The 13,765-nt window shown below is 61.4% G+C and carries 13 protein-coding genes; all 13 read right to left on the bottom strand.

Going from position 1 to position 13,765, the window contains the following annotated elements:
* Window positions 1–14: 14 nt before the first annotated feature.
* On the bottom strand, window positions 15–626 hold the full coding sequence (locus tag C4J90_RS00470; protein WP_124418953.1) for an ABC-type transport auxiliary lipoprotein family protein: 612 nt from the start codon (window positions 624–626) through the stop codon (window positions 15–17).
* Complete coding sequence (locus C4J90_RS00475; RefSeq protein ID WP_124369096.1) at window positions 623–1,561, bottom strand: MlaD family protein; 939 nt, start codon at window positions 1,559–1,561, stop codon at window positions 623–625. Before C4J90_RS00475 ends, C4J90_RS00470 begins: the two co-directional genes overlap by 4 nt.
* Window position 1,562: 1 nt before the next feature.
* Window positions 1,563–2,366, bottom strand: coding sequence for an ABC transporter ATP-binding protein (locus C4J90_RS00480; RefSeq protein ID WP_124365302.1), 804 nt, complete (start codon window positions 2,364–2,366; stop codon window positions 1,563–1,565).
* Entirely contained in the window at window positions 2,363–3,511 is a 1,149-nt protein-coding gene (locus tag C4J90_RS00485; protein ID WP_124360659.1) for an ABC transporter permease, read from the bottom strand. Before C4J90_RS00485 ends, C4J90_RS00480 begins: the two co-directional genes overlap by 4 nt.
* Window positions 3,512–3,565: 54 nt before the next feature.
* The gene (locus tag C4J90_RS00490) at window positions 3,566–4,597 is read right to left on the bottom strand and encodes a DUF5924 family protein (protein ID WP_124365304.1); all 1,032 of its coding nucleotides are present in this window, start codon (window positions 4,595–4,597) and stop codon (window positions 3,566–3,568) included.
* A 70-nt stretch (window positions 4,598–4,667) separates the two neighbouring features.
* Entirely contained in the window at window positions 4,668–6,050 is a 1,383-nt protein-coding gene (locus tag C4J90_RS00495) for a pitrilysin family protein (RefSeq protein WP_124418954.1), read from the bottom strand.
* A 58-nt stretch (window positions 6,051–6,108) separates the two neighbouring features.
* Window positions 6,109–7,767: a Na/Pi cotransporter family protein gene (locus C4J90_RS00500; RefSeq protein ID WP_124360662.1), complete on the bottom strand. Its 1,659-nt coding sequence runs from the start codon at window positions 7,765–7,767 to the stop codon at window positions 6,109–6,111.
* A 251-nt stretch (window positions 7,768–8,018) separates the two neighbouring features.
* A complete protein-coding gene (locus C4J90_RS00505) occupies window positions 8,019–8,786 on the bottom strand; it encodes a TerC family protein (protein WP_124360663.1) in 768 nt (255 codons plus the stop codon).
* Window positions 8,787–8,854: 68 nt separating this feature from the next.
* On the bottom strand, window positions 8,855–10,162 hold the full coding sequence (locus C4J90_RS00510; RefSeq protein ID WP_124418955.1) for a CitMHS family transporter: 1,308 nt from the start codon (window positions 10,160–10,162) through the stop codon (window positions 8,855–8,857).
* A 369-nt stretch (window positions 10,163–10,531) separates the two neighbouring features.
* The gene (locus C4J90_RS00515; protein WP_124418956.1) at window positions 10,532–12,493 is read right to left on the bottom strand and encodes a DUF4105 domain-containing protein; all 1,962 of its coding nucleotides are present in this window, start codon (window positions 12,491–12,493) and stop codon (window positions 10,532–10,534) included.
* Window positions 12,490–12,810 carry a DUF2388 domain-containing protein gene (locus tag C4J90_RS00520; RefSeq protein ID WP_124418957.1) on the bottom strand — a complete coding sequence of 107 codons (321 nt, stop codon included), beginning with the start codon at window positions 12,808–12,810 and terminating at the stop codon, window positions 12,490–12,492. Before C4J90_RS00520 ends, C4J90_RS00515 begins: the two co-directional genes overlap by 4 nt.
* Window positions 12,811–12,848: 38 nt before the next feature.
* Complete coding sequence (locus C4J90_RS00525) at window positions 12,849–13,157, bottom strand: DUF2388 domain-containing protein (protein ID WP_124360666.1); 309 nt, start codon at window positions 13,155–13,157, stop codon at window positions 12,849–12,851.
* Window positions 13,158–13,238: 81 nt separating this feature from the next.
* Window positions 13,239–13,559: a DUF2388 domain-containing protein gene (locus tag C4J90_RS00530; protein ID WP_124360667.1), complete on the bottom strand. Its 321-nt coding sequence runs from the start codon at window positions 13,557–13,559 to the stop codon at window positions 13,239–13,241.
* Between the last annotated feature and the right edge of the window lie 206 nt (window positions 13,560–13,765).

Below are 13,765 nucleotides of genomic sequence, written 5' to 3' on the forward strand. Positions count from 1 at the left end.
CCCCGATGAGGCCGTCAGTGTTTAGAAACAGCATTGCCTTGTGCGACCACCCAATCCACCACCTGCCTATTCAAACTATCCCCCGCCTGCCCAAACCCAGCCACCACCGCCGGCACCTGGGTATCGCTCACTGGCTGGCGCACTTCAAACCGGCGACTGGCAATGATGCGCTGATCACTGCCGCGCACCAGTCGAGCATCCAGGCGAATCACCACCTCCACGGCCTTGCCGCGATATTCACTCTGAAACGCCTGTAACTGCCCGCCCAGCTCATAGTCCGCCTGCAGGTTGGTCTCGTCGGTACTCAACAGCGTCACCCGGCCGTCACGCTGGAAGCCATCCAGCAGGCGATTACGCAACAGCACCGGCGCCGGATCGCTCCAGCGTGAGTTGGCATAGCTGCTGATCAAATCGCCATTGGGCACCACCGCAATGCGCGGGCTGTCGAGAAATTCGCTGGTTTGTGGCTTGGTCACGCGCAATGACCAGCTTACTGGCGCGCCTTGGCTGACGGGCTGGGCCGAAGCCAGGCGGTACACGTCGGACGGGTCCGGCTTGGGCAGGATCGAGCACGCGCTCATCAGCGCGAAGGCTGCCAGGGTGATCATTCGGTAAGCAGGCTTCATGGCGTGAACTCCTTGTTCTTGTCACTGCCCAGCAGGTAACCGCTGGGGTTGGCTTCGAGGCGGCGCGAGATGGCGCGCAGCGAACCAAGGGTTTCGCGCAGTTCGCGCACGGCCGGTGCCAGCTCATTGAGGCCCTGCAGGCCGCTGTTCACCGAGTCCTTGTTGTTGGCCAGCAACGTGTTGAGGGTGGCAGTGCTTTGCTCAAGAGACTTCATCGCCTGCTCCGCGCTGCCAAAGGCTTGCTTGCCTTGGTCATTGAGCAAGCCGTTGGCGTTGCGCATCAATACGGTGGTCTGCTCCAACGCACCGCCGGCCTGTTTGCTCACTTGCAGCAATTGCTGCATCACCACTTTGATGTCGCCGCGCTGGTCGGCTATGGCGCCGGTGGTTTGCTGCAGGTTATCCAGAGTAGTGCTCAAACGTTCGACGTTTTCCCGGGAGAACAGCTGGTTGGCGTTATGCAGCAGCAGGTTGATGCTGGTCATCAGGTCGTTACTGTTATTGAGCAGGCGTGCGATGGGCGATGGCGACGCGATGATTTCCGGCAGGTTGCCATCCTTGCCCTTGAGTTCCGGGCTTTGCGGGGTGCCGCCGCTGAGCTGGATGATCGAGGTGCCGGTGATGCCGGTCAGGGCCAGCTTGGCCTGGGTGTCTTCCTTGATCGGCGTTTGCCCGGCCAGGCGGATGCGCGCCAGCACGCGGCGTGGGTCCTTGGGGTCCAGGCGCAGGCTGGTGACATCGCCCACCTTGATCCCGCTGTACTGCACCGAACTGCCTTGGGACAGGCCGCTGACCGCTTCGTTGAACACCACCTCGTAATCGCGAAAGGCACTGTCGACGCTGGATTTGGCCAGCCACAGGCCGAACAGCATCGCGCCGACCACCACAATTACGCTGAACAATCCGATCATCACATGATGGGCTCGGGTTTCCATGTCATACCTCGTTGAGCGATTGAGCGGCATCCAATGCCGCGCGGCCTCGGGGGCCGTGGAAATATTCGTGAATCCAGGCGTCGTCGGTTTCCGAGACAACATCGATGGCATCGGCCACCAGCACTTTCTTCTGCGCCAGCACCGCCACGCGGTCGGTGATGGTGTACAGCGTGTCGAGGTCGTGGGTCACCAGGAACACACTCAAGCCCAGCGCATCGCGCAGGGTCAGGATCAGTTGGTCGAATTGCGCCGCGCCAATCGGATCGAGGCCGGCGGTGGGTTCGTCGAGAAACAGGATGTCCGGATCCAGGGCCAGCGCGCGCGCCAGGGCGGCGCGCTTGATCATGCCGCCGGACAGCGACGCCGGGTATTTGTCGGCCGCCGACAACGGCAGCCCGGCCAGGGCCAGCTTGACCGCCGCCAAATGCTCGGCATCCGCACGGCTGAGCCCGGCGTGCTCGATCAACGGCAGGGCGACGTTCTCGGTGACGGTCAGCGAGGAAAACAACGCGCCCTTCTGGAACAGCACGCCGAAGCGCCGTTCCACCAATGAGCGTTCATGCTCGGGCAAGCTCGGCAGGTTCTTGCCGAACACCCGCACTTGCCCCTCGCTGGGCCGGCGCAGGCCGACGATGCTGCGCAGCAACACTGACTTGCCGCTGCCAGAGCCGCCGACCACCGCCAGGATTTCACCCTTGTACAAATCCAGGTCGAGGTTTTCATGCACGCTCTGGCTGCCAAAGCGATTGCACAGGCCGCGTACCTCAATCACCGCCTCAGTGGGCGCTCGATGTAGACGACTCACCAGCCCATCTCCATGAAAAACATGGCAGCGACCGCGTCCAGCACGATCACCACGAAAATCGATTGCACCACGCTGGAGGTGGTATGCGCGCCGACTGACTCGGCACTGCCGCTGACCTTGAACCCTTCCAGGCAACCAATTGCGGCGATCAGGAACGCGAAAATCGGCGCTTTCACCATGCCGACCAGGAAATGCTGCACGCCGATGTCCGATTGCAGCAGCGACAGAAACATCGCTGGCGAAATATCCAGGGCCACCGCACACACCACGCCGCCGCCGATGATCCCTGAAAGCATCGCCAGGAACGTCAGCATCGGCAGCGCCACCAGCAGCGCCAACACCCGTGGCAGCACCAGCAGCTCCATGGGGTCCAGGCCCAGGGTGCGGATCGCGTCGATTTCTTCGTTGGCCTTCATCGAGCCGATTTGTGCGGTAAAGGCACTGGCCGTGCGGCCGGCGATCAGGATGGCGGTGAGCAATACACCGAATTCGCGTAGGAAAGAGAACGCCACCAGGTCCACGGTGAATACCGTCGCGCCAAAGCTCTTGAGCACGGTGGCGCCGAGGAAGGCCACGACGGCGCCGACCAAGAAGGTCAGCAGCGCGACGATCGGCGCGGCGTCGAGACCGGTCTGTTCGATATGCGCCACCATCGGCGTCAGGCGCCAGCGCTTGGGCCGCAAGATGCCGCGCACGAAGGTTTCGAGGATCAGGCCGATGAAGCCCAACAGCTTCATCCCGTCTTGCCACACGGTGTCCACGGCGCGGCCGATGCGCGCCAGCACTTGGATGCCAGTGCTCTCTTCCGGCTCTTTGAGCGGGACGCAAAAATCATTCAGCGAGCGGTAGACGGTCTTGAGCAGTGCGCGGTCGGCGGCGGACAGGCTGCAATCAGTCTGCTCGGCGGAGTGTTCGATGCGGTCGGGGCCCAGCAGCTCCACCAGCAGCGAAGCACCGGCGGTATCCAGGGCGCCGAGGCCGTTAAGGTCGATGCGCGCGCCAGCGTCGTATCGGCCGTCGAGTGTGGCCGACAACTTCTTCAGGTTTGCATAGTGGGCAAGCGTCCAGTCACCGGTAATCCGCAGCAGCGGCGGTGTGCTGGACGTATCGAGTTGGGCCGCGCCGGCTGTCGTGCGAGTGGTCATAAGCTCCGAGCTTGTTTGGCTATCCACAATTCCTACGTAATAGCATGATCGGGCCTACTCTGGGTTGTCCGTTTGTGCTGAGTCGGTGACGTTGAAGCGCAGCACGCCAATGACTTGGCCGTCTTCGGTCAGCACCCGCACCTGCCAGCGGCCTACCGAATCCGGCGGGAAGTTCTGCTTGTGGGTCCAGGCGCGGTAGCCCTCCTTGCGGCCGCCATGGATATCCAGGGCAATGCGGTCGACTTCCTTGCCGTTGAATTTCCACACATGGTAGATCCGCTCATCCAGGCCGCGCGGGGCGTTGATGGCGGTGTAGGCGTACAGCCCGCCGCTGCGCAGTTGGGCGGCGCTGACCTGCTTGAGGTCGTCGCCCGGTGTGCGGTCCTGGAGCTGGGTGCTGATGGCCACTTCGGTCATCCACAGGGTGGCAGGTGGCACCCAGCTTCGCAGCAGCCAGCCGGCGCAGCCGATCGCGGCCGTGACCCCCAGCAGCATCGCCCAGCCCTTGATGCTGCGCAGCGGCAGGCTGACGGCCAGGCTCGGAATCGACAGGGCCATGGCGACGCCCAAGGCCAGCTTGTAACTCTCGGCGGTGGTCAGGTGCAGGATGATCGGCAGTGCGGTCAGCAGTGCGGCGAATAACGTCAGCGTATGCAAGGCGAGGAACAGCGAACGCTTGGGCGCCAGCCACTTGTAGTACAGCGGGTCGATGATCGACACCAGCGCCGCCGCGCCGAGCAGGCCGGTGAACACCGACTGGCCGCTGTTCCAGGCCGTGGTGACGAAAAAGAACGGCAGCACGAAAAACAGACTTTCCTGGTGGATCATCTGGGTGGCATAGCGCAGCAGCGGTTCGGGTATTTCTCGGTTGAACAGCTTGGTGAACAGTTGCGTGAAGCTGTTTTCCAGCATCAGCCACAACCAGCTCACCAGCATGATCACGGCGATCCAGCTGGCCATGCCTTGCTGGCGGTCCACCAGGATGAAGCTGCCCACACCCGATATGAAACCGCCGAGTGCGATCACCCCAGGGTAGCGTTTGATCAGTTCTATAACGCGCTGGATAAGGGGCGGTAAGTTCGGCATGGACGATTCACAATGTGTGTGGGAAAAATCCGAGACAGAATAACGTCTTAGTCCGTTGTTCGGTGCCTCATTACGTGATCCGTTTGCGATAAAACCGTAGCGCCGCCCCAGCCAGGATGATCACTCCCAGCACACCCGCGCTGATCCAGCTCAGGGCGTTATAGCTCAACAGCGGCTTTTCGACGCGCCAGTAGCCCGGCTGCTCCAACACCTGGCGCATGGCCTGATTGGTCTGCGCCAGGGTCACGGCCTTGATGCGTTTGGCCGGGTCGCCGAAGCGGCCATCGGCATATTCGCCGGCCGCGCTCCAATAATAGTCGGCCAACGCGCTGTTGCCCTGCACTGCCCAGGCCTGGCGGGCGATGGCGGCTTGCTGCAGGCGAGCGAACACCGCCGGGTCGAGACCGTCCTTGAGCAGCTGCGCCTTGAGGTCTTGCAATACCTGTTCGGCTTGCTCGAGGTTGTCCCGTTCGAGGTCGGCGTTCAGGCTGAGGAAACCGACGCCGCCGAGCACTTCGCGTTCGGTCCACGGGCCGTAGGACAAGCCGTGCCTGAGCCGCAGCTGGCGGTACAACGCCCAGTCGAGGTAGTCCTTGAGCAGGTCGTAGGTTTCATCATGCTGGTCGTCCAGCACCGGTTCCGGGAACAGCCAGTGCAGCTTGGCGTTGTCGCCGACCCAGCCGTGGATCAGGTCACGCTGGCCGGCAGCGGCGTGCTGGATTTGCGGCAACGGCCGGTGTTCGCTCGGCTCTACCGGATCGAGTTGACCAAAGGTGCGTTCCAGGTAGGCCGGCAGCAGTTTGTCCAGATCGCCGACGACGATCAGGGTCATATTGTTCGGCGCGTACCAATTTTTGCGCAGCGCCTCCAACTGATCGCGCGTGAGGTGGCTGACCTCGGCGCGTTCGGCGCACTTGAGGCCCAGCTCGACGGCTAACTGGTTGCTGGCGTTGTGGCCGAGGTCCTGGCGGTCGAGCAAGCGTTGCAAGTGTGAGTAATGACCGCCGTCCTCGCGCTCGACTACCTGCTTGGCAGCGTTGATATGGGCGTCGGTCAGTTGAGTGCGGGTGATGATTGCCAGCAGCAGGTCCAGCACCTTGCGCTGATTCTGCGCGGGCGCCTCGATGACGAACGTGGTGTCGGCGTTGCTGGTGTAGGCGTTCCATTCGCCGCCCAGGGCTTGCATGCGGTCTTCGAGGTTGCCTTCGCCACCGCCATCGATGCCGCTGAACAACAGGTGTTCGAACAGATGTGGCAGTTCTTTCTGGTCGCAACTGAAATCGTCCAGGCCTACGCCAACCACCAGGCGGATGGCCACATGCCCGCGTTCGGTGCCCGGTTTGAGCAGCAGTTGCAGGCCGTTGGGCAAGGTGTAGCCCTCGACTTGCAGGCGGTCAAAGGCAAAGGTGTGTGCCGAGCCCAGCAGCAGGCAGGCGAGTAACAGGCGACGCATAACAAGCTTCCTGGCGAACGAGGTCCATTGTTAACTGACTTCGCTCGCTGGCGTACGTTCAGGGCGAATGGGTGATGTCGGCAATATCTTCAGCAGAGAGTGCGCCGGTGTCGGACGTTTCCAACACGACATAGGCGCTGCTACAGAACAACGAGTTCAAGCGCTTCATGTCGGCAATCAGCTCCAGGTGCAGGGAACTGGTTTCCAGGCTCTGCACGATTTTACGCTGCAGGCGGCTGACGTGGGCGTGGGCCAGGCGACGTTCCTGGGCGCGAAAGCGGCGTTTCTCACGCAGTAATTGACGGGCGCTTTCCGGATCGCCGCTGAGGAAGACCGACAGGCCCAGGCGCAGGTTGGCGATCAACTGGCTGTGCAGGCCGCTGAGTTCTTCCAGGCCGACCTCGGAAAATTGCCGACGTTGCGAAGTCTTCTGCTGCTGGACTTTGCGCAGCATGCGCTCGATCAAGTCGCCCGCCAGCTTCAGGTTGATGGACAACTCAATGATTTCTGCCCAGCGTCGGTTGTCCTGTTCACTCAGGTCTTCACGGGGCATTTGCGCCAGGTAAAGTTTGATCGCGCTGTAAAGCGCCTCGACGTCATCGCTGAGACGGCGCATTTCCTGGGTGATGGCGGTTTGGTTGCCGCGCAGCACTTCCTGCATCGAGGTGAGCATGTTGTCGATCAGGTCGCCGAGCCGCAGGGTTTCGCGGGCGGCGTTGGCCAGCGCCAGGCTCGGCGTATTCAGTGAGGCCAGGTCCAGATGGCGCGGCTTGGCTTTGCCATCGGTCTCGGGACGCTCCGGCAGCAGCCATTCGCACAGCCGTGCCATCGGGCCGATGGTGGGCAACAGAATCAGGCAGCGGCTGACGTTATAGAGCAGGTGGAACGTGATGACCATGGCCTGAGTGCTGTAGTCCAGGCCGTCCATCCAGCGTACGAGTGGGTCGAGTACCGGAATGATCAACAACAGGCCGATCAACTTGTACAACAGGCTGCCCAGGGCGACTTGCCGCCCGGCGGTGTTCTGCATGCTGGTGCTGAGAAAGGCCAGGATGCCGCTGCCGATGTTGGCGCCGATCACCAGGCCGATGGCCACGTGCAAACCGATCACGCCGGCACCGGCCAGGGTAGCCGTCAGCAGCACGGCGGCGAGGCTGGAGTAGGAAATCATCGCGAACAGCGCACCGACCAAGGCATCGAGCAGGATGTCACCGGTCAGCGAAGCGAAGATGACTTTGACACCTTGGGCATGGGTAATCGGCCCGGCGGCTTCGACGATCAGTTGCAAGGCGAGAATGATCAGCCCGAGGCCGATCCCGACCCGGCCGAGTTGCCCGGCCCGCGTCTGTTTGCGCGACAGGAAAAAAATCACCCCGAGAAAGATCAGCAGCGGCGACAACCAGGACAGATCCAGGGTGAGTACCCGCGCCATCAACGCGGTACCGACGTCGGCGCCGAGCATGGTGGCCAAGGCGGGCGTCAGGCTCATCAAGCCTTGGCCGACAAAGGACGTCACCAGCATCGCCGTGGCATTGCTGCTCTGCACCATGGCCGTCACCAGGATACCGGCGACAAACGCCAGCCAGCGCTTGGACATGTTCTGCCCGATGACTTGGCGCAGGTTGGAGCCGTAGACCCGCAGGATGCCGGTACGGACGATGTGCGTGCCCCAGATAAGCAGGGTCACGGCGGAAAGCAGATTGAGCAGGGTCAGCATGCTCGGCCCCCCGTGTGGGTGCGCTCCAACAGGAGCGAAGGAAAGTTGCCGCGTGCCGTTCTACGTCTTGTACTTAAGCTGTAGTTGGCGAACGGGCTCTGCGCCAGCATCGCATAGCTAAACTCGGGATTGAAACAAAACTGTCATATGTAGGAGCGAGCTTGCTCGCGAAGAACGTCAACGATTACGCGTACTGCCTGGTTTAACGCGTTGTCCTTGGGTTCTTCGCGAGCAAGCTCGCTCCTACAGGTTTATTGACCCGGAACGTCCTTGCGCAGTTTCACCGGGTCCTGCTGTTTCTTCTTTTTCGCGATGGCAGTGCGCATCTTGATGTTCACGGCTTCCACTGCCAGCGAGAACGCCATGGCGAAGTAGACGTAGCCTTTTGGCACGTGCACGTCGAAGGATTCAGCGATCAGCACGGTACCCACTACCAGCAGGAACGACAGCGCCAGCATCTTCAGCGACGGGTGCTTGTCGATGAATTCGCTGATGGTGCCAGCGGCCAGCATCATCACCAGTACGGCAACCACGATAGCGGCAATCATTACCGGCACATGGGAAACCATGCCGACGGCGGTGATGACCGAATCCAGGGAGAACACAATGTCGATGATCGCAATCTGGATGATGGTGTAGATGAATTTGCCGCCGGCGCCTTTAGGCTCGTCGTTGGTTTCATCTTCACCTTCCAGGGCGTGGTACATCTCCTGGGAGCTTTTCCACAACAGGAACAGGCCACCGAAGAACAGGATCAGGTCGCGACCGGAAATGCCCTCGCCGAACACTACGAACAGGTCGGCGGTCAGTTGCATGACCCAGGTGATCGACAGCAGCAACAGGATGCGCGTGACCATCGCCAGGGCGAGGCCGAAGATCCGGGTGCGTGCCTGCATGTGCTTGGGCATGCGGCTGACCAGGATCGAAATCATGATGATGTTATCGATGCCCAGGACGATCTCGAGGGCCGTCAGGGTGAAGAAGGCAATCCAGATTTCCGGATTGGTCAGCCATTCCATGTGTATTCCTTTGAGCAAGTGTTAGACCGCGCAAGCTGTAGCGCCGCGCGGTAGGTGAGTCGGTACGATTATAGAGTGCTGAACAGCGGAAAAATCCCCATCAGCAACGCGGCGAACATTATGCACAGGCATACCAGTACTGCCCACTTGAGGGTGAAGCGCTGGTGATCGCCAAACTCGATACCCGCCAGGGCGACCAGCAGGTAGGTCGAGGGTACCAGTGGGCTCAGCAGATGCACCGGTTGCCCGACGATCGAGGCGCGGGCCATTTCCACGGCGGTGATGCCGTAGTGGCTGGCGGCTTCGGCCAGTACCGGCAGCACGCCATAGTAGAACGCATCGTTGGACATGAAGAAGGTAAACGGCATGCTCACCAGCGCCGTGATCACCGCCAGGTACGGGCCCATGGCTTCAGGGATGACCGCCAGCAGGCTCTTGGACATGGCGTCGACCATGCCAGTGCCCGACAGGATGCCGGTGAAGATGCCGGCGGCGAAGATCAACCCGACCACCGCCAATACGCTGCCGGCGTGGGCCGCGACGCGGTCTTTCTGTTGCTGCAGGCACGGGTAGTTGACGATCATCGCGATACTGAACGCCACCATGAACAGCACCGGCAGCGGCAACAGGCCGGCGATCAGCGTGCACATCAGGGCAAGGGTCAGCGCGCCGTTGAACCAGATCAGCTTCGGACGGCGGGCATCGGGGAATTGCGACACGCTGATGTCGCTGTGGTTGATCTCGTCGCCCTGCAGGTGCAGTTCACCCAGGCGGGCGCGCTCGCGCTTGCCGTACATGTAGGCAATCACCAGGATCGCCACCACGCCGGCGGCCATGGCCGGGATCATCGGCACGAAGATGTCCGAAGGGTCCACATGCAGCGCACTGGCGGCGCGGGCCGTCGGGCCACCCCAGGGGGTCATGTTCATTACGCCACCGGCAAGAATGATCAGGCCGGCCATGATCCGCGGGCTCATGCCGATGCGCTGGTACAGCGGCAACATGGCGGCGACGCAGATCATGTAAGTAGTGGCGCCGTCACCGTCGAGGGACACCACCAGGGCCAGCACGGCGGTGCCGACCGAGACTTTCAACGGGTCGCCCTTGACCATCTTGAGGATCTTGCGCACGGCCGGGTCGAACAGGCCGGAGTCGATCATCAGGGCAAAGTAGAGGATGGCGAACATCAGCATCACGCCGGTCGGCGCGAGCTTGGTGATGCCTTCGAGCATCATCGGGCCGATCTTCGGCGCGAAGCCGCCGAACAGCGCGAACAGGATAGGCACGATGATCAAGGCGATCAGCGCAGACAGGCGCTTGGTCATGATCAGGAACATGAACGTGATGACCATGGCAAAGCCAAGGAAAGTCAGCATAGGAATACTCCAGGCGTAGCGCGGCTAGGGAATGGCGAACCGGGTGGGGTCAGCGCAGAACGAAAGGCACGTGGCGTACGGGGGGAGTTGGGGCAAACAGGCGGGTACGGGCGGACATCGGGAATCACCATTGTTGTTGTTAACAGTCGGTCTGTTGCCGACAGTGGGGGTGATCCTAGACGGGTAAGCTTTCAGCCAGCTTTCGCTGAGAAAACAGGAGATATACGGTCGTGAGGCTTATTCAGATAAAAAGTGTGGGAGGGGGCTTGCTCCCGATTGCGGTGGATCAGCCAGCACATGTATCAGCTGACCCAATGCCATCGGGAGCAAGCCCCCTCCCACAATTGGGTTTTGCGTACCGCTGAATCTTCAGGGCAGTTCGAGGCCACCGGCCGCCTTGTGCAACGCCCGCAGATGTTCGCCCATCTGCTTGAGATTGGCTTCGCAAGCGGCAATCTCGGCAGCACGGGCAGGCTCGAGCAGCGCCCTTACCTCTTTATCCAGTTCGCCGGTCAGCGATTGCAATTGCTTCTGGCGCTCGGCACTTTCCGATTCCAGCCGCTTGGCTTCTGAAGGTTGCGGCAGGCCGTAGCCGCCACTGTCGAGCAGTTCGGCCGGACGGCTGAGGAAGCCGCTGTTGGCGAGAATTTGCTGCAGCGTGTTATTGGCTTTCTCCATGCCGCCGTTTTTCAGCTCCCGGGCATTGAGGTAGCGTTGTTTGACTTCGTCCTGGGCGAGCATCAGTTGTTTGCGATAGCTGGCTTGTTCCAGCAACAGCAACGCGGCGCTGGTGCGCAAGTCGGCCTGGCTGAACCATTGGCGGCGCTCTTGCGCATTCAGCGACAGCCACTCCTCGACTTGGGTCTGCTTGATCGGCAGACGCTTGCGCAGTACATCGAACATCGCCTGGTAGCGCTCGCGGAACGAGTCGAAGTGATAACCCAGGCGCAACGCCTCGCGCTTGTCGTTCAGCACGCTGGTATCGGCCAACCCACGGGCGCTGAGGACTTCCAGCAAACCGTTGGGGGTGATGTTGTCCAGGCCGGTCAATTGCGGGTTGGCGCTGCCGCTGCGCAACAGCTTCAGGCTTTCTACCGCGCAGTTGTTGGAAATAAAGAAGTAGTTGCCGTCGTAGCTCCAGTGCATCTCGGCGGCATGTTCGACCGTGTCGTTGATTTCCTGGCGGTTGAGCTTCAGCGGCACGGATGCCAAGCCGCGCAGCTCGGTCTTGGTGTATTCGTCGATGACTTGGGCCAACGGCAGCACAAACAGGCGCGACGGGTATTTGCCCACCAGGCCGTCCCAGCTCGACAGCTGTACGTCACCGACGAAGGCGCGGTAGGACAACACCAGATGCTGATCCAGGTCCAGCCGGCAATCCGGCCCGCGCGGACGGCCCGGCGCGCAGATCACCAGGCGTAGCATGCTGTGGCCCCAGCGGCTTACCAGATTCTGGTTGGCTTCGGCGAGCAGGTAGTCGATTTCGTACACGCGCTCCGGGTCGATCTGGCCCAGCGGGGTTTTGGCGAAGTCATTGCCGGCGTTCAAAAACGCGTAGGTATTGCCGCAGGCGTCCTGCCCGGGCGGCGCCCAGCCGAAGTGTTCCTTGTAATAGCGCGCCAGCGCGGGACGGCGGCAGGCGTAGCTGGGGTCGAGGAGGAAGTACTCCATGTTGACCGCGACGAATTCCAGCGGGCTGGTGGTTTCGTAGATATCCGGGCTGCGCACCACCTGATTATTGTGCTGTTCGCGTTCGCCGCGACGGCCGACGTATTGCGGCCAACCGGCGAGGTCCAGCAAGCGTGGGTCATCACTGAGCGTGAAGCGCCGGTCATTCTGGCCACGGCATTGATCGGGCAGGCCAATCAAACCGGTGATGCTGTTCTGGCGGCTGCAGCGCTGGATCAGGGCGCGCTCGTCTTTGGACCACAGGCGCGCACGGTCATAGATGTGGGTCAGTTCATGCAGCACGGTGGCGAGCATTTCCTTGCGCACGGTGCCGTGGGGGCGGTTGGTTTTCTGCGTGGCGGCGCTGCCGTCAGTCAGGCTGGCAAGCAGGTTCTGGTTGAGGTCCAGTTCGGACACCAGGGAGGCCTGGCCATAAGCGTTTTCAGGCATCTTATCGGTCCAGCCGACGTCGATACGGCGGTCCAACTGCTCGATGAAACGCGGCGGCAAGGCGCCCATCGCTTCATCGAGCAGCGCCTGGCTGGCCTGCTGTTCCGCCGGGCTCAAGCCATCGGTCTTGAGCCGCAGCTGCAGGCTGGCCTGGGCTGTACCGGCACACAGCAGCACGGCCCCGGCCAGGAGCCAGGCATTGATTCGCCTCACAGAGCGAGAATAGCTTCGGCGAGCGTCTGGTCACTGGCATCACGGGCTTCTGGCACGCGGGTGCGCAAAGTGTCGAAGGCCGCTTCGAGCTGCGCACCACGGATCTCGCCGTTGGTGGCGACGAAACTGGCGGCCTCATCGTGGGCTTCACGCACGATCTTAGAGTCGCGGATGGAGGTGGTGGTGTCCGAGGTGAAATCAATAGTGCGCGCCGAAGCACGGACGATGATGTTACTGGTGGCCTTCAGGGTTTGCGCCTGGGCGACATCGGCCAAAAACAGCAGGCCGAGGGCGGCGATGATCAACGGGCTACGCATGGGGTGACTCCAATACAAAGATGGACATACAAAGATGATTATTGGACGAGAATTGCCTGCGCCAGTTCAAGGTCGCTCGCATGAAGTTTTGGCTGGGTACGGCGCAGGTAATCCAGCGCGGACTCCAAGCGTGCGCCCCGCCATTGGCCGTCAGTGGCAATGAAAGCAGCAGCATCATCCTTGGCAACCCGTACCAACTTGTTGTCGAACGGCGCAGAGGTCACCTTGCTGGTGGCGTACGCGCTGACAACGGTGCTCTGGATGGACACGTCAAAGGCCGAAGCCGGCGGTGCCCAGCAGGCGCAGAACATCACAGGAACAATCAATAGGCGGTATGAAAAAGCCATGGGACTCGACAACTGAAAACGAGCGCCAAGGCTAGCGCAATGACCGGATGAGGGCCAGTGCGACTGGCCCTTCCCCTGGCTTTAGATCGCCAGGATGGCCTGGGCCAATTGAGCGTCGGTGGCGGTGCTCAACTGCGGTGCCTGCTGGCGGATCTGGGCCAGGGCGCTTTCCAGTTTCACACCTCGGATGGCGCCTTCGCTGGCGACAAAACTGGCCGCGTCGTCACGGGCGGCTCGCACCACTTTGTTGTCGCGCAGTGAGGATGTGGCATCAGAGGTGGCGTCGGAGGTGGCTTTCAGTGCGCCAACGATCGAATCGGTGGTGACGATAAAGCTGCTCGCGTTGGCATTGGCAGCAACGGCCAACAGGGCGGCGGTGCACAGCAGGCGAAGACGGGACATGGAGTAACTCCTGTAGATGGCAAATAAAGTGGCACAGAACGGCCACAATGAAACGGACGTTGGCAATTGGGCATCTGACGCCCGCTCTACAAGGTTCGCCACGTAGTGATTGGATATTAGGCCACCGCATGTCCATTCGGAAGTCGTCGTTTAACTGTTATGGTTATATTTTAAAATATAAAAACTGTATTGGTTCGGCAGATCGT

It is taken from the genome of Pseudomonas sp. R2-60-08W (assembly GCF_003852335.1).
Classification (GTDB): Bacteria; Pseudomonadota; Gammaproteobacteria; order Pseudomonadales; family Pseudomonadaceae; genus Aquipseudomonas.